Raw genomic sequence first — 26,089 nt, forward strand, 5'->3', positions numbered from 1 at the left:
CACGACGTGCAGTAGAGACGAATCGTGTGACGGACATCATAGGTCGGTATCTCTGAGTCGCCCGCTTACAGTGGTCGGCGTGAACAACTGTGTCTTCTGCGCCATCGTTGCGGGCGAAGCCCCGTCGACAACGGTCCTCGACACCGAGGATGTGGTTGCTTTCCTCGATATCCGCCCCATTGCTCGCGGACACGTTCTGGTGATCCCAAAGCAGCACTCCACCGATCTCGACTCCATGGAGCCGGCGCTCGGCGGCGCGGTGTTCGCAGCGGGGCAGCGCATCTCGCGAGCGATTCGGCGATCGGACCTACGTTCGGACGGCGCGAACCTGGTCGTCAACGACGGCAAGGCCGCATTCCAGACCGTCTTTCACACTCACCTTCACATCGTGCCGCGATGGACGGGAGACAAGCTGCGGTTCGCGGGAGGCTTCCTGACACGCCGCCTTCGGGAGCCCGAGCACACCGCCGCCGCGATCAGGGAAGGCCTGGAACGCTTGGCCGCGGAAGAGGTCAGGTGAAGCTGTTCCTCGCGTCGTACCGATTCGGCGCACACGCCGACGAGTTCATCTCCCTCACGTCGGGTCCCGGGCGCGTTGCCGTCATCGCCAATGCGGCCGACAGCTGGCCCGAAGCGGCCCGACTCTCGGCGGTGACGAGCGAGCTGCGTGGACTTCGTGAACTCGGGTACGACCCGATGGAACTCGATCTTCGCGACTTCGCGGGCCGACAGGACGAACTGGAATCCGAGCTCGATTCTGTCGAGACGGTGTGGCTGCGGGGAGGAAACACCTTCGTACTGAGGTCCCGCCTTCACCAGAGCGGTGCCGACGAGGCACTCGTATCCCGAGTTCGAGAGGGCTCTCTCGTTTTCGCCGGCTACAGCGCGGGCGCCTGTGTGGCATCGGCGTCGCTCCGCGGTATCGAAGCCGCCGACGATCCTGCAGAAGCAACGCCGACCACCGGCGAGTCGCCCCTCTGGACGGGTCTCGGCCTGGTCGACGTCTCGTTCGTGCCGCACTTTCGATCGATTCTCGACGAGAACGACGTCGGCGAAGCCATGGTGGAGCGATACCGTCGCGACGGTGTCGAACATCTGACCCTCACCGACGACCAGGTCTACGTCGTCGACGGAGACCGGCGCGGACGGATCTAGCCGAACTGCGCGATCGGCGCAAGACGATCGAGCGAGGACCACGCCATGGTGCACCGCCTACGTGTCACCTCGTCGGCATCGAGCAGAAGCAAGTCCAGTAGCAACCGTGGCTGCTGTTTCCAGGTCTCTTCCGCCTCGTGGACGGTTGCCGTCTCGAAAAGACCCGACTGAGCCAGTGCCGTCACCCATTCCCCGACGTCCCCGCGGTGAATGGATTCGATGGTGTCGTACTCGACTCCACCGTCTTGAAATTCGTACGAGAACATCGCAGCGACGTAGTTCCACGATTTCCGGTGCGGATCCATCATCTTCGAGCCTCCTTGTCGCCGGTAGGAACGGTGAAACCGTGCCGACCGTTGGCCTGGACGCTAGACCTCCGAGCTACAACATTCCGTTGCGTCGTCGCATCGATCAGGTAACAGAGTTGCTGGTGTGACTGTTGTGACTAGGTGCCTGCGTGTTGCGAATACCCTTCGGCGCCGTACTCGGTAGGCTCCATCATCGTGTGGAAGCGGGGAACCATCGTCGGCGCAGCAGTTGTGTCGGCCGTCGTGTTGGGGTGTTCCACCGTCACGGGGTGTTCGAGCTTCGGCTCGGACGCGCCGAGTTCGACGGACACCGAGTCCCCCTCCAACAGCCCGAACACCGAGGAGCTGTTCGTCGGCGAATGTGGCTCGATGACGGACGAGCAGGTCGCATCGATCACCGCTGTCCGCGGCATCGCCTCCTCGTCCAAGAATGCCGTTCGCTGCCGATGGGATGCAGTCGACACCGGGGCCTACGCCATGTTCACCTGGTATCGAGGAAGCCCGATCGATCGGGAACGCACCGTCGCAGGTCAGATGGGGCGCGAAATCGGGATCATCGACGTCGACGGGCATCCGGGGTTCACGGCCAAAGGTAGCGATGCCTCCTGCGAGGCAGGAATCGAGTCGGGAGATGGGTTCCTGCACTGGTCACTGAACTACGTCTTCGCGGTGCCACCGCGGGACAGCTGCGAAGTCGTCGAGGACCTGGTGCGCGCGACCGTCGAGAACGCGAAGTAGGTGATCGTCATGACCCGAACTGCCCGGCTCGTCGCGGCATGCGCCGCAGCCCTGACGCTGATCGCAGGCTGCAGCACCACCGTCGAAGGAACCCCGATCGCCCAGGGCGCAGGTGACAGCAACACCGAGTTCGACAAGCTGCTGCAGGAGTGCGTCGCGGTACCCGACGACAAGATCGCCGAGACCGTCCAGGCCGACGTCGTCGACCAGTACTTCTTCGGCGCAGTCTGCATGTGGACCGGCAGCAGCCCCTCGGGCATCATCGACGTCACATTCGCCTGGTACGAGAACAACTCCCTCGGTCGCGAACGCAGTCTGGCCGAAGAACTCGACTACTCGGTCGAGCCGGTCACCGTGTCGGGAACGAGCGCCTTCCTCTCCCGCAGGCCCGGAGATCCGGGCTCGTGCGGCATCACCGCGACATACTCGGGAACCGTCACGTGGTGGGTTCAGTATCGCGGCGGAACCATCGACCCCTGCGAGGCAGCAACCCGACTCGCTGAACTGACGTTGCAGCGCAACCAATAACGGTTCGGATCACCGCTCGGTTCAATAGGCTTGGTCGCAGAGCACTGCTGATCGAGATGGAGAGCACACGATGACCGACCTGACCGAATTGGAACGAGCCCTACCGGCCGGCACGATCCTCACCGACCCCGACGTCACCGAGGGGTATCGGCGGGACTGGGCGAAGGATCCCAATGCGGGTACACCGTTGGCGGTCGTCCGCGCCACCTGTACAGCCGATGTGCAAGCCGTGATGCGATGGGCCACGAAGTATCACGTTTCGGTGGTACCACGCGGCGCTGGATCCGGATTGTCCGGTGGCGCAACAGCTGTCGACGGCGGCATCGTGTTGAGCACCGAGCTGATGCGCGAGATCGCCGTCGATCCGGTCACCCGCATCGCCGTCGCCCAGCCAGGATTGCTCAACGCCGAGGTGAAGAAGGCCGCCGCCGAGCACGGCCTGTGGTACCCGCCGGATCCGTCGTCCTTCGAGATGTGTTCGATCGGCGGAAACGCGGCCACCAACGCGGGCGGACTGTGTTGCGTGAAGTACGGCGTGACAACCGATTACGTGCTCGGCCTCGAAGTGGTTCTCGCCGACGGAACTGCTGTCAGGCTAGGCGGCCCACGACTGAAAGATGTTGCGGGACTGTCGTTGACCAAGTTGTTCGTCGGCAGCGAAGGAACGCTCGGCATCATCACCGAGATCACCGTCCGCCTGATTCCGACCCAGCCACCCGCCAGCACTGTCGTCGCCTCGTTCGGCTCCGTACGTGACGCCACCGCCGCCATCCTGGCCATCACCCGCAACCTTCGACCGTCGATGCTCGAGTTCATGGACCGTGCGTCGATCGGTGCCGTCGAAGATGCGATGAAGATGGGCTTGGACCGAGACGCGGCTGCGATGCTCATTGCGCGATCGGACTCGGCCGGAGTGGATCGTCAGCGCGAGATCGAGATCATGGCAGCAGCGTGTACCGATGCCGGCGCGTCCGACGTGTTCACCACCGACGACGCTGATGAAGGCGAAGCCTTCGCTGCGGCTCGGCGATTCGCGATCCCCGCGGTGGAACGGCTGGGAAGCCTTCTGCTCGAGGACGTGGGAGTTCCCCTACCTGCGCTACCGGACCTGGTCGAGGGAATCGAGCGAATCTCGGAAAAGTACGAGGTCCTCGTCGCGGTGATCGCACACGCAGGTGACGGCAACACCCATCCTCTGATCGTCTTCGACCCGGCCGACGCGGACATGGAAAGACGAGCCAATATCGCCTTCGGCGCGATCATGGACCTGGCAATATCGCTGGGTGGCACCATCACCGGGGAACACGGCGTCGGGCGACTGAAGAAGGCGTGGTTACCGGATCAGGTGGGTGAGGACGTGATGAAGCTGACGCAGCGCATCAAGACCGCGCTCGACCCCGACGGCATCCTCAACCCAGGTGCAGTTCTGTAGCGCCCAGCGGCGCGGTTAAGTATGTTCACGTGCACTTATTCGCGCCACTAGCGCGCAGCGCACTCGTCCGCGACCGCCAGAACCTCGTCGAGGATTTCCAGACCCTGCCTGATCTCGTCCTCGGTGGTCGTGAGCGGCGGAGCCACCTGGATTCTGTTGCCCGCCATGAACGGCCACAGACCTCGCGACTTGGCCGCGGCCGTTACCTCTGCCATCGGCGCGGCATCCGCGCCCGACGCCGCGAACGGTACGAGCGGCTCCCTCGACTGCTGATCCTTGACCAGCTCGATGGCCCAGAAGAAACCCTTACCCCTGACCTCGCCGACGCTGCGGTGCGACTCGGCAAGCTTGGCCAGGCCGCCGCCGAGCACGTCCTCCCCCATCGATCGAACGTGCTGGAGTATCCCGTCACGCTCGAATACCTCGATCGACGCCACCCCGACCGCGCAGGCCAGCGGATGCCCCGAATACGTCAGCCCGCCCGGATACGGCCTGTGGTCGAACTTCGAGGCAATTCGCTCCGAGATGACGACACCTCCGAGCGGTACATACCCCGAGTTGATGCCCTTGGCGAACGTGATCAGATCCGGGGCGACGTCCCACGCCTGGCATGCGAACCACTCACCGACACGACCGAACCCGACCATGACCTCGTCTGCGATGTACACGATCCCGTATCGGTCACACAGCTCGCGCACACCTGCGAGATAGCCGGGCGGAGGAACGAGAACTCCGTTGGTGCCGACAACGGATTCGAGAATCAGGCCCGCGATGTTCTGCGCGCCTTCCAATTCGATGACCTGCTGTAGATGCGCGAGCGCAGCCGCCGTCTCGTCCTCGGGCGTCGTCGTCCCCCACGGCGACCGGTACGGGTATGGCCCGAAGAACCGGACGACGTCGACGTTGGTCGGTTCGGTGCCCCACCGGCGTGGTTCACCGGTCAGTCCGATCGCCACCCCGGTTCCGCCGTGGTACGAGCGATAGGCCGCGAGCATCTTGGTTCGACCGGTGTGCTGGCGAGCCAAACGAACGGCATGCTCGACCGCTTCTGCACCACCGGTCGTGAAGAACACGCGATTCAGATCTCCCGGTGCCCGCTCGGCGACGAGAGCTGCGAGCTCACTGCGTTTCGCGTTGGCAACCGTCGGCGAGATGGTCGTCAGGATCTGTGCCTGCTCGACGATCGCCGCTACCAGATCCGGATGTTGATGTCCCAGATTCACATTGACGAGTTGGGAGGAGAAGTCGAGATACCTGTTTCCTTTGTCGTCCCAGAACCACGATCCTGATGCGCCGTCGATCGTGACCGGATTCAGCTCGGCCTGCGCCGCCCAGGAATAGAAAACATGATCCATCTACTTTCCGCCTTCCTCCAACGTCACCTGTATGGGAGCGTACGACTCCCCGGTCACGTCCACGCCGTCCGCATTCAACAGATCGAGCGCTTCCGACACGTACTCGTTGCTGTATGCCTCGGCATCGGGGTCCGCCGTGAGCACCGTCGACCCCTCGGCGTTCTTCGTCGACTTGGCGATCTCGACGGTTCGGTTCCACGACGCCTCGTCGATGGTTCCGATGCCGGCAGGCGACGGCCAGATCAGCTTGTTGACCTCGTTGACCTGCCACAGCTGATGGCTTGCACCGAGCGTCGACCCGGCTGCGACGGTGATGTCCCGGCACTGCTCGACGTTGTCCCGGCAGAATGCCCATCCCTGCAGCGAGGCGGCAATGAACTTGACCGTCTGCTCCCGATACGCTTCGTCGGACAACTTCTCTGTGTTCGCCCAGATTGCATCCTGCAACATGGCGACGCCTTCGTCGTTCCAGTCGATGGTGGTGAAGTCTGCGGCCGTGTAGAGCTGTCCCGTAGCAGGATTCACCGTTTCCAGCAGCTGCGCGTACTCGTTGTACGACATTGCCTGCGCTGCCGCGATGTCGCCGGAAAGCAAACCGTTCATGTCGAACTGCTGCTGCACCAACGTCACGTCGCTCGACGGATTCAGACCGGCCTCGGTCATCCCCGCGAACAGTTCGAACTCGTTGCCGTAACCCCAGTTCCCGACGGTCTTGCCGCGCAGATCGGCAGCGCCGGTGATGTTCTCCGTGGCGAACGACGCCTGCAACGTCCCAGATCGCTGAAAGATCTGCGCGACGTCGGTGATGCCGGCGCCCGCTTCCCTCGACGCCAGCGCTTTCGGAACCCATGCAATCGCGTAGTCGGCCTGCCCTTGCGCGAGCACGGTCTGCGGGACGATGTCGGTTCCGCCGTCGAGGATTTCGACGTTCAGGCCCTGGTCCGCGTAGAAACCCTGATCGAGCGCCGCAAGATAGCCGGCGAACTGGCCCTGCTTGAACCACTGCAACTGCAGTTTGACCGTTGCATTTCCCTCGGCATCGGTCGAAGTGTCGGTGGTCGTGCTGCACCCTGTCGCCAGCGACGCCACCACCATGACTGCCGCAGCGACTGCTCGGGTACGTCGACGAAAAGATGCGATCACGAGGTTCTCCTGTAGTCCGCCCGCACTGCACGTGCGGGTCGCCGGGCAACGAGTCGTTCGAGTAGCAGTACGAGAAGGAAGAACAACAAACCGACGACGATCGCGCCGACCACGTACGCCCACGCTCTGGGATACGCGGTATTCGACGCCGCCGACGTGATCCGCGACCCCAGTCCGTTCTGGAGTCCGCCGAAGTACTCGGTGATGATGGCAGCAATGACAGCATTGGGAGCCGCCACCCGCAACCCGGTGAACACGAGCGGCAATGCCATCGGGAACCGTACGTGCCGAGTGATCTCCCAGTTCGTCGCCGCACACGAGCGCATGAAGTCCAAGTGGACAGGAGCTACTTGGCGTAGTCCTTTGGCAGCACTGACGAATACCGGAAAGAACACGACGATCGTCACGACGAGTCGTCGAGGGAAGTCGGTGGTTGCGGAGAACATCGAGTTGAACACCGGCGCGAGCGCGACGATGGGAATTGCGGCTGCAGCAGCCGCAATCGGCGACAACAATTCATCGACTACCCGTAGCCGCACGGCAACAGCCGCCGACACCAGACCGAGTATCGATCCCATGATCAGCCCGATCAGGGCGTTCTTGCCGGTGGCGATCGATGCAGTCGTGATATTTCCCAGGTTGGCGTGGAACTGTTCGGCAATGGCCGATGGCGACGGAAGAAGGAACGACGGCAACCCGCCGATATCGGTGACAAGTTGCCACACCACCACCATCAGCACGCCGAACACAACGGGCGGTAGCCATACCCTCATGTCGTCGACCTGCTGTGCAGCACTTCGCGCACCGAGGTGACCGATGCGTAGAACGCCTGGCTTTCTCGCGGATCTCCCCCGGATGTCGAGGTCTTGTCCATCGCGAGTACGCCCAGGATTCGGCCGGGCCGCGCTGACATCACCACGACCCGATCCGACAGATAGACGGCTTCGGGAATCGAGTGGGTCACGAAAACAACTGCAGCAGAAGTTTCCTCGGCAATACGCAGCACGTCGTCCTGCATTCGCTCGCGCGTCATCTCGTCGAGCGCGCCGAACGGCTCGTCCATCAGTAGCAACTGCGGAGTCCGCGCGAGCGACCGAGCGATCGCGGCGCGCTGCTGCATTCCACCCGACAGTTCGGTGGGAAATCGGTCTGCGAACTCGGTCAAACCGACCAACCCCAACAACTCGTCCGACCGTTGCCTTCGTTGTGGCCTCGGCACCTTGTGTAGCTCCAACGGCAATTCGACGTTGGCTCGAACAGTCCGCCAATCCAGCAGGCCCGCTTGCTGAAATGCGATTCCGTAGTCCTGGTCGAGCCGAGCCTGCCTGGGCGTCTTGCCGAACACCGACACGCTTCCCGACGACGGTTGTTCGAGATCGGCGACGATTCGCAACAGCGTCGACTTGCCGCATCCCGACGGCCCGATGAGAGAGACGAATTCTCCCGCGGACACCGTCAGGTCGATGCCGTGCAGAGCAGTCACGCCCGCTGAATCGAACACCTTTCCCACGTCGTTCACGACGACCGCATCCACTGCCATCGCTAGTCGCCACGCGCTCGGGGATAGCGGCCCGCGTACCGGCCCAACGAGTATTCGAGCAACCCGACCAGTCCGGTCACGATCATTCCGAGAATCGCCGCACCTAGAACTGCCGCATACAACCGCGACGAGTCACCGGTGGCCTGTTGTGAGAAGACCATGATCTGACGTCCGATACCGCCGGTTGTCCCCGTGGAGATTTCGGCGACGACGGCGCCGATCACCGATGCCGCGGCCGCAAGGCGCAGCGCTGGTATCAGGTGCGGAATCGACGCGGGAAATCCAACCCTCGTCAGGGTCGACCACCACCCAGCGCCGTAACAGTGCATCAGTTCGAGTGCGGCCGGAGTCGGCGAACGGAGCCCCCGCAACATACCCACTGCCACCGGGAAGAAGGCGAGATACGATGCGATGACGGTGATGCTCATCCACGGTTGCCACGCGTATCCGGCGACCGCGATCTTGCCGCCCCATCCCGCCACCAACGGTGCCAACGCGATCAGCGGAACCGTCTGAGAGATGATGATGTACGGCAGAAGGGCGCGCTCGGCCCAGACGAACCTCTGCATCACGACGGCGAGTACCAGTCCGACTGCGGTCCCCAGGAGGAATCCGGTAACCGCCAACCCGAACGTGAACGCTCCGCTCGCCAGAATCGCCGCACCCACCGAACGGGCACCCGCGACGTTCACCTCGGGATCGGTCAAGACACCCACCACCGCCCAGACGTGCGGCAGAGCCCCGTCGTCGGTGCGAGGCAGAATTCGGACGTTGTGGACCGACACGCCGTTCGTCGGGACGGTGACCTTGACGAGCTCCCAGACCAGCAGGATCAACACGATCGCGGCGACGGCCGTCGTCGGCCTCCGAAGACCCTGCGCACGACTCCGCGGCGGAATCACCACCGCCGCAACGTCGATCCCGGTCACGAGGTCGCCGTCACCTGTTCGTCGACGAACGGAATGATGTGCTCACCATAGGATTCGAGCGTCGACGACTTGGCATCGTGCTGGAGGTAGACCGCGAACTGGTCGACTCCGAGCTTCTCCAAGTCCTTCAGTTTCGACAGGTGTTCGGCCGGGCTGCCGAGCAGACAGAATCGATCGATCACCTCGTCGGGCACGAACTCGGCGTGCGAATTGCCGGACTTGCCATGTTCGTTGTAGTCGTACCCGCTGCGGGCATCGATGTAGTCCGTCAGCGCGGAGGGGATGCCGCCACTGTGGTGACCGTAGCGAGCGACAAGGTCGGCAACGTGGTTGCCGACCATGCCACCGAACCAGCGACACTGATCACGCGCGTGCGCCAAGGCCGCCGCGCTGCCGTCGGTGACGTAGGCGGGCGCCGCAACGCAGAACTTGATCGACGACGGATCCCGCCCGACGGCTTCCGCGGCTGCCCGGACTCGACCGATCGTCCACGACGCGATGTCCGGGTCGGCGAGCTGCAGAATGTAACCGTCGGCGACCTCACCGGTGAGATCGAGAGCTTTCGGTCCGTATGCGGCAACCCAGATCTCGAGTGTCGACGCGCCGGCCCACGGAAACTGGACTGTCGTGTCGCCGAGTGTCGCCGACCGACCGTTGGCAAGTTCACGGATGACGTGAATGGACTCTCGCAAGGTGGCGAGCGATGCCGGTTTGCCGCCGAGGGTGCGAACTGCCGAGTCCCCTCGGCCGATCCCACAGATAGTGCGGTTGCCGAACATCTCGTTCAGAGTTGCGAATACCGACGCCGTCACCGTCCAGTCCCGGGTGGACGGATTGGTCACCATCGGTCCGACCGTCACACGTCTGGTCTCGGCGAGGATGAGACTGTAGATGACGTACGGTTCCTCCCACAGCAGGTGCGAGTCGAAGGTCCATACGTGCGAGAATCCGTGCGTTTCGGCTCGTCTCGCAAGATCGACAACGCGCGATGCGGGCGGGTTGCATTGCAGCACGACTCCGATATCCATGTGTCACACGAGATTCTGTGACAGGGAGCGTTTGACGAATCGGCCGTGGCCTGCAGCCCCGACGTACGCACCGTCGTCGACGATCACGTGCCCCCGTGAGATGACTGTGTCGACGTGTCCGTCGATCTCGAACCCCTCGTAGGCGGAGTAGTCCATGTTCATGTGGTGCGCCTTTCCGAGTCCGATGCTGGTGTGACCGTTCGGGTCGTAGATCACGAGGTCGCCGTCGGCGCCGGGAGAGACGATGCCCTTCTTCGGGTACATCCCGAACATGCGCGCAGGCGTCGTGCAGCACACCTCGACCCACTTCTCGAGCGTGATCTTGCCCGTCTTGACGCCTTGGAACATCAGATCCATGCGGTGTTCGACGGATCCGATTCCGTTGGGGATCTTCGAGAAATCACCGATGCCCATTTCCTTCTGGTCCTTCATGCAGAACGGGCAGTGGTCGGTGCTGACGGTGGCGACGTCGCCGGTGCGAAGATAACGCCAGAGTTCGTCCTGATGGCCTTCGGCCCGTGACCGAAGTGGCGTCGAGCAGACCCATTTGGCTCCCTCGAATCCCGGTGCCCCGAGCTGCTCTTCGAGCGAGAGATACAGGTACTGAGGGCACGTTTCGGCAAAGACGTTCTGCCCGTTGCCTCGTGCGTGCGCGATCTGTTCGAGGGCCTGTTTCGCAGAGACGTGCACGACGTAGAGTGGCGCGCCGGTGACATTCGCAAGCATGATCGCCCGGTGAGTGGCTTCTTCTTCGAGCTGCCAGGGACGCGAGGTGCCATGGTAGTACGGCGCGGTGTCCCCTCTCGCTACCGATTGGGCGACGAGGACGTCGATGGCGATGCCGTTCTCGGCGTGCATCATCAGCAGCGCGCCGGTCTCTGCCGCAGTCTGCATGGCGCGCAGTATCTTTCCGTCGTCGGAGTAGAACACCCCCGGATACGCCATGAACAACTTGAAGCTGGTCACGCCTTCGGAGACCAACTCACTCATGGCTTTGAGCGAGTCACTGTCGACCTCACCGATGATCTGGTGGAACCCGTAGTCGATGGCGCACTGCCCCGCAGCTTTCGCGTGCCACTGGGCCAGGGTGTCCTGAACTCGTTGCCCCGGAGTCTGAATGGCGAAGTCGACGATCGTGGTGGTCCCGCCCCACGCCGCCGCTCGCGTTCCGGTTTCGAACGTATCGGATGCGAATGTGCCACCGAACGGCATCTCCATGTGCGTGTGGCCGTCTACGCCACCCGGGAGAACGTACTTTCCCGTCGCGTCGATCACCGTGTCCGCTGAGAGCGTCAGGTCTGCGGCCAGAGCGGTCGATCCCGGTTGCAGCACGGCGACGATGGTGTCGCCGTCGATCAGAACGTCGAGTAGTTGTGCGCCCGTGGGTGATACGACGGTGCCGCCGTGAACGAAAGTGGTACCCATGTCAGGACTCCCGCCGCATCATCAGGGCTTCACCAAAGGCGCGTAGGCGTCCGGTCTGCGGTCGCGGTAGAACGCCCAACGATCTCGAACGACCTTGATCAGATCCATATCGAGGTCGCGGACGATCACCTCGGGTTCGGTGTCGGAGGCAACGTCGCCGACGAACTTCCCCTCGGGATCGACGAAGTAGCTGGTGCCGTAGAAGTCGTCGTCGCCGTAGTCGGCCTCGATCCCGACGCGGTTGATCGCGCCGATGTAGTACTCGTTGGCCACCGCAGAGGCGGGCTGCTCGAGCTTCCACAGATAATTGGACAAGCCCCGTGAGGTTGCCGAGGGGTTGAAGACTATTTCGGCTCCCGCCAGACCGAGGGCGCGCCAACCCTCGGGGAAGTGACGGTCGTAGCAGATGTAGACCCCGATTCGGCCGACCGCGGTATCGAACACCGGCCAGCCCAGATTGCCCGGACGGAAGTAGAACTTCTCCCAGAAGCCGTTCACGTGCGGAATGTGGTGCTTGCGGTATTTCCCCAGGAAGGTGCCGTCGGCGTCGACGACGGCCGCGGTGTTGTACAGAACGCCCGGCTGTTCCTGCTCGTACACCGGCAGAATCATGACGATGCCGAGTTCCTTGGCCAAGGCTGCGAAACGATCGACGGTCGGCCCAGGCACCGACTCGGCGTACTCGTAGAACTTGGAGTCCTGCAATTGACAGAAGTACGGACCGTAGAACAGTTCCTGGAAGCAGACGACCTTCGCGCCCTGCTCGGCTGCACTTCGGGCATAATCCTCGTGCGCCTTGATCATGGTCTCTTTGTCACCGGTCCAGTTGGTCTGGACCAGGGCCGCTCGAACTGTTGACATGCTGTGTCACTCCGTCCCTCGCGTCGCTTGCCTCCTCAACATAAGTGATGCACGGGGTGAGCGTGCGGTCAATCGTGTTACAACATGACGTAGCGAAGTTTCGACCGAGTAACGACTCAGGTCGAGGGGAGCAGCAGCGACCTGACCGCGTCGATCGTGTCCGCTTCGGCGGCGGTCTTGTCGGGCCGATATCGCAGTACGCGTGCGAATCTCAGCGCTACACCACCTGGGTATCGGCTGCTGACCTGAGCGCCGTCGAGTTCGATCTCGACGACCAGATCCGGATTCAGATACACGGTGTGTTCGTCGCGTGAACGCTCGTGCTGCGGGAACTCATCGGTCTGCCACTGCAGCAGGGCATCGGTCAGACCCTTGAAGGTCTTGCCGACCATGATCGGCGTTCCGCCGTCCGGATCACGAGCACCGAGATGAAGATTCGACAGCCAACCGGTGCGCCTGCCGTAGCCCCATTCTGCTGCCAGGACGACGAGATCGAGGGTGTGCTCGGGTTTGACCTTCTGCCAGGTGCGTCCGCGACGGCCTGCCGCGTAGCTCGACGACAAGGACTTGATCATCACACCCTCGTGTCCGGCACCGAGGGCATCGTCGAAATGTGCGGCCGCGGCTGCGGCGTCGGGACGGAGGAGGGCAGGAATGCGATGACCGGGCGCAACGCGTTCGAGTGCGTCGAGACGCGTCCGAAGCGGTTCGTCCAACAGGTCGACGCCGTCGAGGTGGATGCAGTCGAAGAAGTAGGGGCTCAGCAGCAGTTCGTGGGTGCTCTGGGCCCCGAACCGACTCATCGTTTCCTGGAAGGGCCTCGGTCGTCCACTGTCGGTCAGCGCGAGGGTCTCACCGTCGAGCACGACGGACGTACACGGCAGCCCGCGGATCAACTCCACCAGCTCGGGCACGCCATCGGTGATCTCACGCAGGGTGCGGGTGTAGACGTGCACGTCTTCGCCACTCCGATGAACCTGAATTCGGGCACCATCGAGCTTGTACTCGACACTGACGTCCCCATCCAGTTCGGTCCACGCCGCCTCCAGCGTCTCCGCCGGAGACGCCAGCATCGGTCGGAACGGTCGGCCGACCTCGAGACCGAACTGCGACAGGGCCTCTGCTCCCCCGGTCAGCGCCGCGGTCGCCGTCGCCGACAGCGTTCCGGACAACATGAACGCTCGTCGTACCAGCGCGAGCTCGAGACCGGCGGCCTTGGCGATGGCGTCGGTCATGATTCCCTCCAGCGCTCCCTGCCGAAGCTCACCGGTCAGCAACCTGACGAGGAACCGGCGCTCGTCCGCCGTTGCTGCCGCAAGCAGCTCGACGAGCAGTTCACGCCGCCGCGCAGCCGATCCGGATCCGGAGGTCGTAGCGACAGCGGAGATCGCACCGTCCACCTCGGCGATCGTCAGCGTGCCGACGGGGGCAGGCGCAACGTCGATATCGGCGAGGGTCCGCCACCCGACACCTATGCGCCCCTGCGGCAACTCCCCCGACAACCACGACACGACGGTGTCGATGTCCGTGGTGTCGAGTTCCGCGAGCAACGTCTGCAGTGCATCGATCTTGGCCTTTCGGGACCGCGTGGCGCTCACGGCAACAGAGGTATCGATGATTCGAGTGAACAGCACAGTAGAAAGGTAGCCGGAACCGTCTGGCTTCAACCCTGTGTAGTCGAACCCTGCCGTCAGCTGAAGCCGAGCACCCGGTCTCCCCACGCGGCCCGCATTTCGCCGTCCGGATCGTCGACGACGGTATCCTGGCCGTCGATCACCAACGTCGCACGCCTCGGTTCGACGTACAGAGGCCAGTGCTTGCCGCCGTCGAGAGTTGCGGGAACACCGTGACGGGCGAACGCTACCCACCGTTTCATCACCCTGGCCGAGACTGCCATCGCTGCCTTGCGGCCACCGAGCCAGAACGTCGGATCCCGGTTCAGGGTACCGAAATTGCCGAAGACGTACGGCAATTCGGTTGCGTGGCCGGCTCCGATCCGAGCCGCCTTCAGCATGGGTGTCGCATGATCGAACCGATACATCCAGACCTGCGAGTGTTTGCTGTGTGCGTCGGCGATCCACAGGCTCGGCATCTTGAAACCGGCGTCCCGTGACATGGCCAGTGCACCAGCAGTTTTGGATCGATCCGGATAGGCAGACATGATTTCGGCGACACGGAAGGCCGGCAGTTCCGCGTGGTCGTTGGCGATCGCCCTGAACATTTCGGAGACGGTGTCCGAGGTGACGGGCATCAGCGGCGACTTCATCAGGCGAAATATCGACGCCTCGTCGTGGTTGGTTCCGATGATCATCGGGATGCGGTGCGCAAAGCCCTTCTGGAACGCCGCGACCGGGTAACGCGGGACTATGTCGCCGTCGACGACGGGGGCGATGCCCAACGTCCCCGGCACCTTCGTCGGAACTTCGTAACACAGCGTGTCGCCCGCCTCGACGACACGCATGAAGTCGATGGACTTCAGTTCGTGCACTCGGTCCGGTGTGATGTCGAGCAGTTCCAGGAATCGCGATGCCACCTGCGCTGCGCGTTCGGGCCCGTACACCGACGTTGCCGGGGCGCTCTGCACGATGGCGCGGTGGAAGAGTCCCTCGGCTTTCGGCGACGTCATCAGCGTCGTCACCGACGCACCGCCTGAGGATTCGCCGAACACCGTCACGTTGGAGGAGTCACCGCCGAACGACTCGACACACCGCTGGACCCATTCCAGCGCGGCGATCATGTCGCGAAGACCGAGATTCGACTCGAAGACGGTGTCGTCCGTCGAGAACGACGACAGATCGAGAAAGCCGAAGGCCCCGATTCGATAGTTGACGGTCACGACGACCAGCTCGCCGGCTTCGGCCAGGTTGCGCCCGTCGTAGACGCTCTGCGCTGCAGACCCGAGCGAGTACGCGCCGCCGTGGATCCAGACCATGACCGGCCGCGGAGTTCCGTCGGGCTCGGGCGCCCACACGTTCACCGACAGGCAGTCCTCCGACATCGGAATGTCGGGGTCCATCGGGACAGGATTGTCGAGTCCTTGCGGAGCGACCGCGCTGAACTTGTGGCAATCCAACGGCTCCGACCACGGCTCGACCGGGCGTGGAGATCGGAATCGATGATCGCCGTCGGGTGCCGCCGCGTACGGGATGCCCTTCCACGCGTACACGGTGCCGTCCAGATAGCCAACCACCTCCCCGTAGGGCGTATGCACTCGGCATGTCGCGTCACTCATGGCACCTCCTTGATTGCTCGACGAACGCCAACGTACCAACTCCAGATGAGCGGCTTCGTTGTTTATGCTGGCGGGATGAACCGACTGCGGGCATACGGCGGCTCAGCGTGTGTCCTGTGGGCGGTACTTCTCGTCGGCTGCAGCTCCGACGTCGACGGCACTGCGACCGCGCCACTCGCGACCGTCGACACCGATCCACCGTCCGTTGTCCGCACCACCACCCCGTCACCGACCACCACTCCGACGCCCAGCAGCAGTTCCCCGAGCAGCAGTTCGTCGCGGCCTTCCAGCACGAGCACCACAGCTCCGCCCACCGCCGACGCCTCGCGATTCGAAGGCAACAGCGGTTTCTACTACTTCACTACTCCCAGTGGGAAATTCGAGTGTGCGGCGTTCGTCACCGACACGTCGATTGTCGGCTGCCACGGAGAATTTCCGTCGACCGCTCCCCTCGTCGAGGGCAGCGGCGCTCCTGATTCACGGGTCGCTCCGAACACCATCGAGCTGACCGCCGGGTCGCCCGCCCGATTTCTCAGCTCGGGCGATCCCCGCTTCCACAGGTTCGACGGCACGGCACGCGCACTGCCGTACGGCGAGACGCTGTCGATTCCGGGCTCTGGCAGCTCGAACGGGGTGATGTGCCGGGTCGAGGAAAAGACCGGCGTCAGCTGCTCGGACCAGGTAGGTCACGGATTCACCGTGTCGGACTCGGCGTTCGAACTGAAGTAGAACGCTCAGCCAATCCCCGGAATGAACCCCGGATACACGAAGTGCTGCGGGCCGCCACCGGGCATCGACGATCCGGTGACGTTCGGGAAATCGAACGGCAACGCGACGAGCTTGTGCGGGTTGCCCTGTTGGTCCGCCTGCCAGCATCCGGTGAGTACACCGTGAAACGCGGTACACACGATCCTCGTATCGGTGCCGTACGGCGAGGTCAACCGGTTCTCGGCGAGCAACGGATTCCAGTAGGCCGGATCGGTGGGCGTCAAGAAGTTCTTGGTTTCGAAGGGCACGCTGGGGCTCGGATAGTCCGGGATCGGGGGCCACTCGTCGGCGTTCGCGATACCACTACCGGCCAGGATGATCCCAGCTGTTACTCCGACGGCCGCTGCGGCTCTGGTACACGTGCGGACTGTGCTCATCGGCGTAGCCTACGTCCGACTCGGCCCCGCACGCGGGCAAATTCGTCTACGCGTCTGTGCGCGCCCGAGTCGCCACGCGCCATGATGTATGGTCGGCGATGTTCTGACACGGGGTGCGTCCGCACATGCGGATGCTGAGATCACACCCGTCGAACCTGATGCAGGTAATGCTGACGAAGGGATGTCGAGGCGATGACTACGCCTATGCACTCGGTGGACTCTGTCCGCCATACGGATCGATTGTGGGAAGCAGCGGCCGATTTACGCGCTGCAATCGACGACTTGAAATTTCTGCGGTTGCTCGGCGACGGCTCCTTGCCGCTCGACGCGTTCCGTACCTATATCGAGCAGGACGAGCTCTACCTGGCCGGATACGCCAAGGCATTGTCGATCCTCGCCTCGAAAGCGCCCGATGCGACAACCGCGGCGTTCTGGGCCACCTCGGCGGCCGGCGCCGTCGAGGAAGCGACACTGCACCACTCGCTACTGTCGAGCGAAGTACTGCCCAGCCCTGGCTCACCCGCCGAACACTCCTCGGCATGCTTGGGATACGTCTCGTACCTGATTGCCACGGCAGCGACGGAGCCGTACTCGGTTGCGGCAGCGGCAGTTCTGCCGTGTTTCTGGATCTACGCCGACGTCGCCGTCCGACTGTCAGGCGCCGCCAGGGAAGTACTGCTGGCGGACCCCGAACATCCCTATGCGCGTTGGGTTTCGACCTATGACTCCGAAGAGTTCCGCACTGTCGTCGACGGCGCGCGCAGACTCGTCGACGAGGCAGCGGCGCTCGCGACCGAGGCCGAGCGCGAGTCGATGATCCGGTCCTTCGTCTCTGCCACTCGATACGAGCTGATGTTCTGGGACACCGCATTGCATCCGACGCCGTGGCCGGTGTCGCTGTGAGAAGACTATTCGCTTTGTCCGTCGCAGCGGTGTCGATCGTCGCTTTGTCATCCTGCGCACAAACGAACGATTCGGACACCATCCGGTTCGCTCTGGACTGGACGCCGAACACCAATCACACCGGGCTGTATGTCGCTCTTCAAGAGGGCTACTTCGCCGACGCCGGACTCGACGTCGAGGTGCTTCCCTACAACAACACCTCACCGGACACACTCGTGGACTCGGGCAATGCGGAGTTCGGCATCAGCACTCAAAGCTCTACGACGTTCGCGAAAGCCGCAGGTGCGCAGATTATCTCGGTGCTCGCGCCGCTGCAACACTGGGCGACCGCGATCGGCGTACGCGCCGACCGCGACGACATTCCCAGCCCGAAGGCACTGGACGGCAAGGTGTACGCCGGGTTCGGCGATACCGGTGAACAAGCCGGCCTACGGCAGATCATCCAGAACGACGGTGGTACCGGCGAATACGAGACCGTGGTGCTCGGCACCTCTGCCTACGAGGCCGTGTACTCGGGCACTGCAGACTTCACCGTGTCGTACCTCGCATGGGAAGGCCTCGAAGCCGAACACAGCGGGACGCCGATGAAGTACTTCGAGAGCACGGACTACGGCTTCCCCGACGCGTACGCAATCACGATCAGCGGGAACGAGAACTGGCTTGCCGACAACCCTGAGGAGGGAAAGAAGTTCGTCCAGGCGTTGCAGCGCGGGTACCAGTTCGCTGCCGACGAACCGGAGCGCGCCGCTCAGGACATCATCGATGCCAACCCTGGCACGTTCACCGACGAGTCATTGGTGTTCGAGAGCCAGCAGATGCTCGCCGAGAAGTACATGAAGGACGCAGCGGGCACCGTCGGCGGTCAGAATCTCGACAAGTGGACCGAATACTCGAAATTCCTGTACGAGAACGGTGTTCTCGTCGACGAAGGTGGAAATGCGCTCGACACCGAGCCCGATTGGTCCACCTACTTCACCGATGAGTACCTCAGCGGTCAGTAGCACGGCGGTCGGTCTGGCCGAACCAGCCGGCCAGCACGACCGTCGTCTCGGTGCCGCCATCCGATTCGCCTTCCCGTCCGCGACGATTGTTCTCGTACTCGTCGTTGCATGGCAGGTCTACGTCACGGTCAGCGGCATCAGGCCACAAGTACTGCCGTCGCCGTCGCGCATCGTCAGTCAGGGTTGGGCGCATCGAGAGGCCATTGCCGAGAACGCCGCAGCAACGGTGCAGGTCACGATCGTCGGATTCGCAGTGTCATTGCTCGTGGCGTGGATTCTCGCCGTCGCAGTCGACTTCTCTCCGTGGCTGCGACGGGCCGTAGTTCCTCTGTTCGTGGTGTCGCAGACGCTGCCGATCATCGCCATTGCTCCGCTGCTGATCATCTGGTTCGGCTTCGGACTACTGCCAAAGATTCTCGTGATCGCGCTGGCGACGTTCTTTCCGATGGCCATCGGGCTCATCGAAGGATTCGCCGCAGCCGATCGCGATGCCCGTTCCCTGCTGGCGAGCATGGGAGCAAGCCGCTGGCAGCAATTTCGCTACGTCCGACTTCCGTCGGCAATGCCTCGGTTCTTCACTTCGCTCCGCATCGGGGTCACCTACGCGGTCGTCGGCGCGATATTTGCCGAATACGCAGGCGCAAGTGCCGGACTCGGCATCTACATGAGCCAGCAGAAGAACTCGTTTCGAACCGATCTCGTGCTGGCCGCGGTGCTCGTGACCGCGGTGATCAGCGTCACGTTGTTTCTGCTGACCTACGCCGTCGAGCGCATGGTCGCACCGTGGGCTCTGGAAACTCGAACTCCGGAAGAACGACCGCGATGAGCCGAGTGCACGTATCGGATCTCACCAAGTCCTTCGGCGGGCGCGACGTACTCGCCGGCGTGAACTTCGATGTCGAAGCCGGCGAATTCGTGTCGGTGATCGGACCGAGCGGTTCGGGTAAGAGCACGATCTTCAACATGCTCGCCGGCCTGGACACCCCGGACTCGGGCGTCGTCGATGCACCGGAGAGCGCGTACATGCCACAGAAGGACCTGCTGTTTCCGTGGCGAACGGTGCTGGACAACACGACTCTGGGTCTGGAAGTTCGGGGCGTACCGAAGAAGAAGGCCAGGGAAATGGCGCTCGCACTGTTTCCTACCTTCGGGCTGGACGGGTACGAGAAGGCACGGCCCTCGGAGATGTCCGGCGGCATGCGCCAGCGCGCGGCAATGCTCCGCACTGTCGTGCAAGGCCACGACCTACTGCTTCTCGACGAACCCTTCGGTGCACTCGATTCTTTGACGCGCACCAGCATGCAGCGCTGGCTTCAGGACATGTGGCTCGAGTACGGGTGGACAGCACTCATGATCACCCACGATATCCGTGAGGCCGTGTACCTGTCCGATCGAGTGATCGTGTTGTCGGACAAACCTGCACGCGTTCGACGCCAAGTTGTGGTTCCGCTACCGCGGCCACGTGATCCTCTGATCGTCACCACACCGGAGTTCGCTGCCGTCGAAGCCGAGCTGATGGATGTACTGATCAACACCTCGCATTGATGTCCGCCGTACACGAAAACTAGGCGACGCAGGGAACCCCGCCGTCGACGTAGATGCCGGCCGGCGCCGAGTCCCCATCGGAGCGAGGAGCCGGGTCGGCGTCGGCGCTTTGAGTCTCGTTGGGCTGCATCGGGTCCGCCGGCGGGTCGAGGATGACTGCGGTGTCGGTGCGGAGCCGGTCGACGTCGACGATGTTGACGTCCTGCCCGTTCACAGTCTCGTACCCCTCCACTGGGAGCGTGTAGAAGTCGATGTTCCCGTCCACGACGCTTCCAGCGCCGGAGATAAGGGATACTGGGTCGAGCCCACTGTCGACGACGACGTCTTGCTTGGTACCCGCCACCAGAGCACGAAGCTCTCCGAGGTTGCCGAGGATGCCGGATTCCTTCAGCTTCGACATCACCCCTGCGACGAACGCCTGTTGTCGCCTCGTCCGATCCAAGTCTCCGTTTGCCAACCCGTGACGTTGTCGCACGAACGACAGTGCCTGTGAAGCGTCGATCGTCTGTATGCCTGCGGTGAACTGCGCGCCCGAATAATCGTCGTCGACGGCCTCTTGCAAGCACACCTGAATCGGCCCGACTGCATTCGCCACATCGTAGAAACCGAGCAGGTTGACCTCCGCGAAGTGATCGATCGGTACTCGGAGCAGCTGCTGCACAGCGGTCAAGGTGGAACGTCGACCTGCCTCGCGCGCGCGACGCTCCCGCGTGGCCTGGTCGGTCACGCCTTCGTCGACGAGTTCGGAGTCGGCGTCCGCTTTGGCGAGTCCGTACGCCTCCTTGATCTTCCGCATTCCGTAGCCCGGTACGTCGACGTAATCGTCGCGCGGAATCGAAATCGCCTTCGCGCGGCCACCGTCTGCGGGAAGGTGCAGCAACAGCAGCGTGTTGGTGTTGTACCCGCCGACATCACTGTCTCCCGCATGCAACGTATCGGTGACGAACTCGGCAGGAAGATCGTTGCCGTCCATGTCTTTTCGACTGTCGAGCCCGATAAGCAAGATGTTCGTATCGGCGCCGTTCTGCGACGGTTCGTTGTTCGGTAGATCAACAAGTGCGTCGGACGTCGTCAGTCCCGTCGTCGCCTCCCGGTAGACCGCCCACCCGACACCACTGACCAGAAGCGCCGACACCGCAGCCAGCCCGACGACGGTTCGCCCAGCATGAACGAGCCACGGCGTACGCGAGCTCTGCCCCTGGCGCGGAGAGGATCGGTGTCGGCCTGAAGTCGATCGATGCCGTCCGGCGCTGAACCGGTCCTCCGCATGCACCGATCAGACCTCAGCCGAGCTGCTGGGACGCAGGGGCGCCACCCAGGCGAGTAGCGAGTTCCGTCACGCTCTTGCGGGCATCGGTCAGGCTCGCCTCCGCCTGTGGAGCCAGCGGCGCCAATGCAGGAACACGGGTCGCCAGGGTCAGATCGACCGTCACGACATGCACATCCATACCGAGTGCAGTGCCGAGCACCTGCTTCAACTGGGCAACGGTGTGGTCGGCGCCGAAGTCCGGCGTCCCTGGTCCGTACTGGTTGCCGCGGGAGGACACAACGACGACCGGCTTGCCCTCGAGTGGACGAGTCGGCCCGTCGAACGGAACCGTGATTCCCGGTACGTGGATGTAGTCGATCCATGCCTTGAGTGTCGACGGAATCGACCAGTTGTACATCGGCGCGCCGATCAGAACGACGTCGGCCGAGACCAACTCGTCGATGAGCTCCTTCTGCAACGCTTCGGCAGCTGGGGATGCGACCTCGTTCGCAGTGCGGAGATGAGGGGCCCAATGCAAGGCCGACGTGGGGAGATGAGGCGGTGCATCGCGATGAAGGTCTCGATAGATCACCGAGTGGTCGGGTCCTATCGCGTGCCACACGTCCGAGAACTGCCCGGTGACGGCTCGGCTGACCGAACTGTCGAGATCGGCGGACGAATCGAGATGCAACAGCTGCGGCACAGGTTCTCCTTCTACTGGGGCTGTCTCAGAGTATGCCCAGTAGGGTCGGCGACATGGACCACCGGTACATCGCCTCGGCGCTGCCACATCACGACGCCAGGAAAGTCACCTCGATCATTGCGAACCTCGATGACCGCGTTCCGACGCTGGCAATCGACGGCGTCGAACTCGACATCGATGAACCCGCCCGTAAGGCGGTCATCGAGCTGCTGCGTCAGCTCGCCAGTGGGACCGCGGTGACGATCGGTCCGGTCGATGAGCTCCTCACGACATCGCAGGCGGCTGAGATTCTTGGTGTGTCCGACACCTACGTGCGTCGGCTGGCCGACTCAGGCCAACTGACGATCGAGATGCGCGGCACCCACCGCCGATTTCGCCTCGAGGATCTCGTCAGACATCGCGAACGGTTCCAGCCCTGAGGGCTCTAGCCTGCTTCGCGGCCAAGCAGCTCGGACTGTAGCGTCAACAGATCTCGGAAGGCTTCACCGGAAGCTCGCCACAACTGCTCGCCGTCGATGAAGTCGACACCGAGCAGATTCACATCCCCTCGATAGGCGCCGACGTCGACGGACAGCTTGCGCACGATCGTCGAGACGTCACGATCGAGGTAGCCCGAATCGGAGCGTTCCAGGGCACGAAACTGGGCGGAGAAGTGTTCGGCTGATATTCGTCGGTCGACGAACTGCGCTACCAGAATCACGAAGCGCGATGCGTGCAGCGATGGAGAACGGAAGGAATGCTCCACGAAGCTGGCCTCTCCCTGGTCGACAACGCCACTCGCCATCGCCATCGAACTTGATCGGATCGAACCGACGACGTAGCTGTGCAACGACTGCCTACCAGGGCGTTCGCACGGTGAGGGGTGTCGACGATTCGAGTGTGAAATTTGGAACTTCACCCACGATAGAGACGAAAACCGGATCGATCCGCTGTTTTGGAGATTGCTATGACTGGTCACAACATGGCGACCAGTCCAGTTGTGACCTACCGGAGCGAGCGGAGGGGCTGGCGTTCCGGCGTATCGAGTTCCCAGAAATCCCAACCGTCCAAGACCTCGACATCGCCGCTGATGTGAGTGGCCACAGCGCTCGCAGCCTCCGTCGGATCCTCGAATCGACGACCTTCCATCGGACCCTGCACGATCTCCAGTCGCGTGCTGGTCGGATCGAATCGGGCGCTGAGCCGATAACCGTCGAAGTCGGCAACGACGCGCAGACGAAGATCGACTACTTCCTCTACCGCTGCGACACGTTTGGTACCTGCCCGGCGGACTACCTTGCCGATCCGATGCGATGACGCCGATCGCGCTTCTTCGGCCAGTTCAGGATCGGCGTCGGCGTTCAAACCGAGGGCTGCCCACTTGTTGTGACCGTGCTGCACTCGGCCTACTGCGATTGCATGGTGACCTGTCCGCGTGCGCAGTGGCGATTCCTGAACCCAGAGGTCGACTTCCCCCTTGATGTCCGCGGCCATCTCCTCCGAGGACACCATGAAGAAATCGGGCTCACTCTTACCGAGATCCACGAACACCCAGTACAACGAGCCTGTGTCGTCGCTGGCCAGCGATTCATCCTGGCGACGGGCTTTCCAATCTCCCGCTGCCTTGGACCTGACGCGGACGACACAGCTCGATCCGTCGACGCCCCACACTTGAACCGGGTTACGCCGCGACGTGGTGAGCCTCTCGGCGCGACCTCCGTGCATGACGACCGCTTTGATGAATGCCCTTATGCCTTGCTCCGATACGTCTTCCACAGCGCTTCCTCAGATATTGCCTACCCGTAGACCTGAGGAGACGTGCCTACGACGGGTAGCACGCGCACGACTCCGATCTTTGACCTCAGCCTAGTGGTCCGACCCCGTTCACAGGAACAGTGCACAATCGGTGCGTGGAGATTCGGACAGCGCACGACGCGGCGCGGCATCGGTTCGTTCTGTACGTGAGCGAGCAGGTCGCCGCAATCTCGGAGTACTTCGAGACCAAGGAGCAGCGGACCTTCTTTCACACCGTGACGTTCCCGCAGTACCGCGGCAGAGGGCTCGCCGCGGTACTGACCGAGTACGCCCTCGACGACACTCGAACCAGTGGCATGACGGTCGTTCCATCGTGCTGGTTCGTCCGGGAATTCATCGAAACGAACACCGTCGAGTACGGGAGTCTGCTTACTTCCGCCGAACCGTCCGCCTAGCTCTGGCGAACAGAGGGTAGACATGAACGCGCTCGGCGTCCTTTCCCGTGCGCCGGTCGTATCTTTCCAACGACTTGGCGACCATCAATTCGTGATTCCGGATCACATTTTCGTACAGATACATATCGAGCTCCTCGAATTGCGCGCGGAGCAAGGCCCCTTGCGCGCGACTGAAATGGGCGCGCGGAAGACGCGCTGCCACAGACGAATACAGACAGCGGAATAGACATCGCTATCGCAGAAATCGAACGACTACGCCTGTTCGCGAAAAGAGTTGACCCGCAGTCGTATTCAGAATATTCACCAAGGTCCCACCCCGTTTCCATCCAGGTCCGTGTCGTTACGGACACCATCATGCAGCACGGCAGACCGATAGCGCCACCGATTAATTCTGACTACCACCGAACCGGTGATGCACCACGAATAATTCTGCCGTACAGCAGGATCAAGCCATTTGTAGCCCGCTCGGCGTCAGGAGCGGACCTGCGGAGCTGGCACCGTTGTTGCCGAGCTTGGACCTCTGCTCGGAGGCTAGCGCGGGTGCCAGCTCGTCAACAGAGGTGCTAGCTCGGCTGGGTATGGGGTTCCCGTCCTGCGGAGCATCACGGCCCGCTAGTTTGGAGGCGTCCCAAACCAGAGGAGCACCTGATGGGCAGACTTGTCATGTACAGCTCGGTGTCGGTAGACGGCTTCATCGCGGACGTGAACGACCAGCCCGGACCCCTGTTCGATTGGCTGCTCAGCGGTGACGTGCCGTTGGACGAGAGCGGCGCGTTGAAGGTATCGCAGACGTCCTACGACTACACCCGGCCGTACTGGAACGAGATCGGAGCGACAATCGTCGGCCGCCACGTCTTCGATATGACCGACGGCTGGGACGGGAAGCCTCCGGGCGGGGTCGACCACGTGGTCGTCGTGACGCACCGGCCGAAGCCCGACGGCTGGGACCCCGAGGCCCCGTTCCACTTCGTCGACGGCGTCGAGGCGGCCGTGACCAAGGCGCAAGAACTTGCGGGTGACCGGCTGGTCGAGGTTGCTGCTGGCGACGTCGGTGGCCAGGTGTTTGCCGCGGGCCTGATCGACGAAGTGCGCATGGACGTCGCACCCGTCGTCTTCGGGTCCGGCAAGCGCTACTTCGGGTCGGTGCACGCGCAGCACGTGTTGGAAGATCCCGACGTAGTGCTGCAAGGCAACAGCGTGCTCCACCTGCGCTATCAGGTCCGCCGTCAACCGATCTCAGCGGCGTAGCAACTGCGCCCTCCAAGCCCTTCAGCGTGATGGACGAAGGCAGCTCGTTTTCCGGCGGATTGACGGTCGAGGACGTCCGTGCACTGCTGGAATGAGGCGTTGGGGTTGGGTGCGGTTTACTCCCCTGTTGTGTGTGTGGTGGGTGCACATTCGGGGGGTGGATTTTCGGTGTGGGTGCTCGTGTTTCGGGGAGCGTCTGGGGGTGTGGGAGTTGGCACTGTTTGTGCTGAGCTGGCACCGGGTCTAGGACGTGAGCGGGGGTGCTGGCTCGGTACTGGGGGGTGTCAGGTCGGTAGTTCGGGTGCCAGCTCTGCTGGGTGCAGAAGGTGGTGGGGAATGCAGAACACCCCCGGCCACGGTGTGGTCGGGGGTGTTCTGGATTGTGAAGTTGTGTTCGGCGGTGTCCTACTCTCCCACACCCTGTCGAGTGCA

At 63.0% G+C, this 26,089-nt stretch carries 29 protein-coding genes and 1 riboswitch; of the genes, 13 read left to right on the forward strand and 16 right to left on the reverse strand.

Annotation, left to right across the window (positions count from 1 at the left end):
• Positions 1 to 79: 79 nt before the first annotated feature.
• Both ACODSO_RS15185 and ACODSO_RS15190 read left to right on the forward strand, forming a co-directional pair.
• On the forward strand, positions 80 to 520 hold the full coding sequence (locus ACODSO_RS15185) for an HIT family protein (RefSeq protein WP_489037566.1): 441 nt from the start codon (positions 80 to 82) through the stop codon (positions 518 to 520).
• Entirely contained in the window at positions 517 to 1,155 is a 639-nt protein-coding gene (locus ACODSO_RS15190; RefSeq protein ID WP_489037567.1) for a Type 1 glutamine amidotransferase-like domain-containing protein, read from the forward strand. The genes ACODSO_RS15185 and ACODSO_RS15190 overlap by 4 nt, the downstream gene beginning before the upstream one ends.
• Here ACODSO_RS15190 and ACODSO_RS15195 read toward each other — a convergent pair.
• Positions 1,152 to 1,463 (reverse strand): hypothetical protein, encoded by a 312-nt coding sequence (locus ACODSO_RS15195; protein ID WP_489037568.1) that lies wholly within the window; start codon positions 1,461 to 1,463, stop codon positions 1,152 to 1,154. The two genes, ACODSO_RS15190 and ACODSO_RS15195, sit on opposite strands and share 4 nt — an antisense overlap.
• Positions 1,464 to 1,658: 195 nt before the next feature.
• Between ACODSO_RS15195 and ACODSO_RS15200 the strand changes: the two genes are divergently transcribed.
• The 3 genes from ACODSO_RS15200 to ACODSO_RS15210 all read left to right on the forward strand — a co-directional run bounded on the left by ACODSO_RS15200 (position 1,659) and on the right by ACODSO_RS15210 (position 4,161).
• Positions 1,659 to 2,201: a DUF3558 domain-containing protein gene (locus ACODSO_RS15200; RefSeq protein WP_489037569.1), complete on the forward strand. Its 543-nt coding sequence runs from the start codon at positions 1,659 to 1,661 to the stop codon at positions 2,199 to 2,201.
• Between the two features lie 9 nt (positions 2,202 to 2,210).
• Positions 2,211 to 2,729, forward strand: a complete 519-nt coding sequence (locus tag ACODSO_RS15205; RefSeq protein ID WP_489037570.1) for a DUF3558 domain-containing protein — start codon at positions 2,211 to 2,213, stop codon at positions 2,727 to 2,729.
• Between the two features lie 70 nt (positions 2,730 to 2,799).
• Positions 2,800 to 4,161 (forward strand): FAD-binding oxidoreductase, encoded by a 1,362-nt coding sequence (locus tag ACODSO_RS15210; protein ID WP_489037571.1) that lies wholly within the window; start codon positions 2,800 to 2,802, stop codon positions 4,159 to 4,161.
• Positions 4,162 to 4,208: 47 nt separating this feature from the next.
• On the opposite strand, the gene ACODSO_RS15215 is transcribed toward ACODSO_RS15210, so the two are convergent.
• The 10 genes from ACODSO_RS15215 to ACODSO_RS15260 all read right to left on the reverse strand — a co-directional run bounded on the left by ACODSO_RS15215 (position 4,209) and on the right by ACODSO_RS15260 (position 15,674).
• Positions 4,209 to 5,516, reverse strand: a complete 1,308-nt coding sequence (locus ACODSO_RS15215) for an aspartate aminotransferase family protein (protein WP_489037572.1) — start codon at positions 5,514 to 5,516, stop codon at positions 4,209 to 4,211.
• On the reverse strand, positions 5,517 to 6,659 hold the full coding sequence (locus ACODSO_RS15220) for an ABC transporter substrate-binding protein (protein WP_489037573.1): 1,143 nt from the start codon (positions 6,657 to 6,659) through the stop codon (positions 5,517 to 5,519). It abuts the gene before it with no gap.
• Positions 6,656 to 7,432 carry an ABC transporter permease gene (locus ACODSO_RS15225; protein ID WP_489037574.1) on the reverse strand — a complete coding sequence of 259 codons (777 nt, stop codon included), beginning with the start codon at positions 7,430 to 7,432 and terminating at the stop codon, positions 6,656 to 6,658. The genes ACODSO_RS15220 and ACODSO_RS15225 overlap by 4 nt, the downstream gene beginning before the upstream one ends.
• Entirely contained in the window at positions 7,429 to 8,199 is a 771-nt protein-coding gene (locus ACODSO_RS15230; RefSeq protein ID WP_489037575.1) for an ABC transporter ATP-binding protein, read from the reverse strand. Before ACODSO_RS15230 ends, ACODSO_RS15225 begins: the two co-directional genes overlap by 4 nt.
• A 2-nt stretch (positions 8,200 to 8,201) precedes the next feature.
• On the reverse strand, positions 8,202 to 9,128 hold the full coding sequence (locus tag ACODSO_RS15235) for an ABC transporter permease (RefSeq protein WP_489037576.1): 927 nt from the start codon (positions 9,126 to 9,128) through the stop codon (positions 8,202 to 8,204).
• Entirely contained in the window at positions 9,125 to 10,156 is a 1,032-nt protein-coding gene (locus tag ACODSO_RS15240) for a TIGR03842 family LLM class F420-dependent oxidoreductase (RefSeq protein WP_489037577.1), read from the reverse strand. The genes ACODSO_RS15235 and ACODSO_RS15240 overlap by 4 nt, the downstream gene beginning before the upstream one ends.
• Before the next feature lie 3 nt (positions 10,157 to 10,159).
• Entirely contained in the window at positions 10,160 to 11,581 is a 1,422-nt protein-coding gene (gene hydA / locus ACODSO_RS15245; protein WP_489037578.1) for a dihydropyrimidinase, read from the reverse strand.
• A gap of 21 nt (positions 11,582 to 11,602) precedes the next feature.
• Positions 11,603 to 12,442, reverse strand: a complete 840-nt coding sequence (locus tag ACODSO_RS15250) for a nitrilase-related carbon-nitrogen hydrolase (protein ID WP_068370278.1) — start codon at positions 12,440 to 12,442, stop codon at positions 11,603 to 11,605.
• Between the two features lie 116 nt (positions 12,443 to 12,558).
• Positions 12,559 to 14,076, reverse strand: coding sequence for an ATP-dependent DNA ligase (locus tag ACODSO_RS15255; RefSeq protein ID WP_489037579.1), 1,518 nt, complete (start codon positions 14,074 to 14,076; stop codon positions 12,559 to 12,561).
• Positions 14,077 to 14,132: 56 nt separating this feature from the next.
• Entirely contained in the window at positions 14,133 to 15,674 is a 1,542-nt protein-coding gene (locus ACODSO_RS15260; protein WP_489037580.1) for a carboxylesterase/lipase family protein, read from the reverse strand.
• Between the two features lie 75 nt (positions 15,675 to 15,749).
• Here ACODSO_RS15260 and ACODSO_RS15265 point away from each other — a divergent pair, with 75 nt between their 5' ends.
• Positions 15,750 to 16,403, forward strand: a complete 654-nt coding sequence (locus ACODSO_RS15265; RefSeq protein ID WP_489037581.1) for a hypothetical protein — start codon at positions 15,750 to 15,752, stop codon at positions 16,401 to 16,403.
• Positions 16,404 to 16,408: 5 nt separating this feature from the next.
• Here the strand turns inward: ACODSO_RS15265 and ACODSO_RS15270 are convergent, their stop codons facing one another.
• Positions 16,409 to 16,819, reverse strand: a complete 411-nt coding sequence (locus tag ACODSO_RS15270) for a hypothetical protein (protein WP_489037582.1) — start codon at positions 16,817 to 16,819, stop codon at positions 16,409 to 16,411.
• 99 nt (positions 16,820 to 16,918) lie between these two features.
• A riboswitch (TPP riboswitch) is annotated at positions 16,919 to 17,018 on the forward strand.
• On the opposite strand from ACODSO_RS15270, the gene ACODSO_RS15275 reads away from it, so the two are divergent.
• The 4 genes from ACODSO_RS15275 to ACODSO_RS15290 all read left to right on the forward strand — a co-directional run bounded on the left by ACODSO_RS15275 (position 17,012) and on the right by ACODSO_RS15290 (position 20,268).
• Complete coding sequence (locus ACODSO_RS15275) at positions 17,012 to 17,722, forward strand: TenA family protein (RefSeq protein ID WP_489037583.1); 711 nt, start codon at positions 17,012 to 17,014, stop codon at positions 17,720 to 17,722. Its footprint overlaps the riboswitch before it by 7 nt.
• Positions 17,719 to 18,723, forward strand: coding sequence for an ABC transporter substrate-binding protein (locus tag ACODSO_RS15280; protein ID WP_489037584.1), 1,005 nt, complete (start codon positions 17,719 to 17,721; stop codon positions 18,721 to 18,723). Before ACODSO_RS15275 ends, ACODSO_RS15280 begins: the two co-directional genes overlap by 4 nt.
• Positions 18,701 to 19,549, forward strand: a complete 849-nt coding sequence (locus ACODSO_RS15285; RefSeq protein WP_489037585.1) for an ABC transporter permease — start codon at positions 18,701 to 18,703, stop codon at positions 19,547 to 19,549. Before ACODSO_RS15280 ends, ACODSO_RS15285 begins: the two co-directional genes overlap by 23 nt.
• Positions 19,546 to 20,268 carry an ABC transporter ATP-binding protein gene (locus ACODSO_RS15290; RefSeq protein WP_068370285.1) on the forward strand — a complete coding sequence of 241 codons (723 nt, stop codon included), beginning with the start codon at positions 19,546 to 19,548 and terminating at the stop codon, positions 20,266 to 20,268. The genes ACODSO_RS15285 and ACODSO_RS15290 overlap by 4 nt, the downstream gene beginning before the upstream one ends.
• Positions 20,269 to 20,287: 19 nt before the next feature.
• On the opposite strand, the gene ACODSO_RS15295 is transcribed toward ACODSO_RS15290, so the two are convergent.
• Positions 20,288 to 21,541 (reverse strand): LCP family protein, encoded by a 1,254-nt coding sequence (locus ACODSO_RS15295; RefSeq protein ID WP_489037586.1) that lies wholly within the window; start codon positions 21,539 to 21,541, stop codon positions 20,288 to 20,290.
• 10 nt (positions 21,542 to 21,551) lie between these two features.
• Positions 21,552 to 22,220, reverse strand: a complete 669-nt coding sequence (locus ACODSO_RS15300) for an FMN-dependent NADH-azoreductase (protein WP_489037587.1) — start codon at positions 22,218 to 22,220, stop codon at positions 21,552 to 21,554.
• 53 nt (positions 22,221 to 22,273) lie between these two features.
• Here ACODSO_RS15300 and ACODSO_RS15305 point away from each other — a divergent pair, with 53 nt between their 5' ends.
• Complete coding sequence (locus ACODSO_RS15305) at positions 22,274 to 22,639, forward strand: helix-turn-helix domain-containing protein (RefSeq protein ID WP_489037588.1); 366 nt, start codon at positions 22,274 to 22,276, stop codon at positions 22,637 to 22,639.
• Positions 22,640 to 22,644: 5 nt separating this feature from the next.
• Here ACODSO_RS15305 and ACODSO_RS15310 read toward each other — a convergent pair whose 3' ends face one another.
• A complete protein-coding gene (locus ACODSO_RS15310; protein ID WP_231912695.1) occupies positions 22,645 to 23,010 on the reverse strand; it encodes a homoserine dehydrogenase in 366 nt (121 codons plus the stop codon).
• A 194-nt stretch (positions 23,011 to 23,204) separates the two neighbouring features.
• Positions 23,205 to 23,975: a hypothetical protein gene (locus ACODSO_RS15315; protein ID WP_489037590.1), complete on the reverse strand. Its 771-nt coding sequence runs from the start codon at positions 23,973 to 23,975 to the stop codon at positions 23,205 to 23,207.
• 134 nt (positions 23,976 to 24,109) lie between these two features.
• Between ACODSO_RS15315 and ACODSO_RS15320 the strand changes: the two genes are divergently transcribed.
• Both ACODSO_RS15320 and ACODSO_RS15325 read left to right on the forward strand, forming a co-directional pair.
• Complete coding sequence (locus ACODSO_RS15320) at positions 24,110 to 24,409, forward strand: GNAT family N-acetyltransferase (protein WP_489037591.1); 300 nt, start codon at positions 24,110 to 24,112, stop codon at positions 24,407 to 24,409.
• A 648-nt stretch (positions 24,410 to 25,057) separates the two neighbouring features.
• Positions 25,058 to 25,657 carry a dihydrofolate reductase family protein gene (locus tag ACODSO_RS15325; protein WP_489037592.1) on the forward strand — a complete coding sequence of 200 codons (600 nt, stop codon included), beginning with the start codon at positions 25,058 to 25,060 and terminating at the stop codon, positions 25,655 to 25,657.
• The last annotated feature ends 432 nt before the right edge of the window (positions 25,658 to 26,089 follow it).

This window comes from Rhodococcus sp. FG69, from assembly GCF_057808915.1.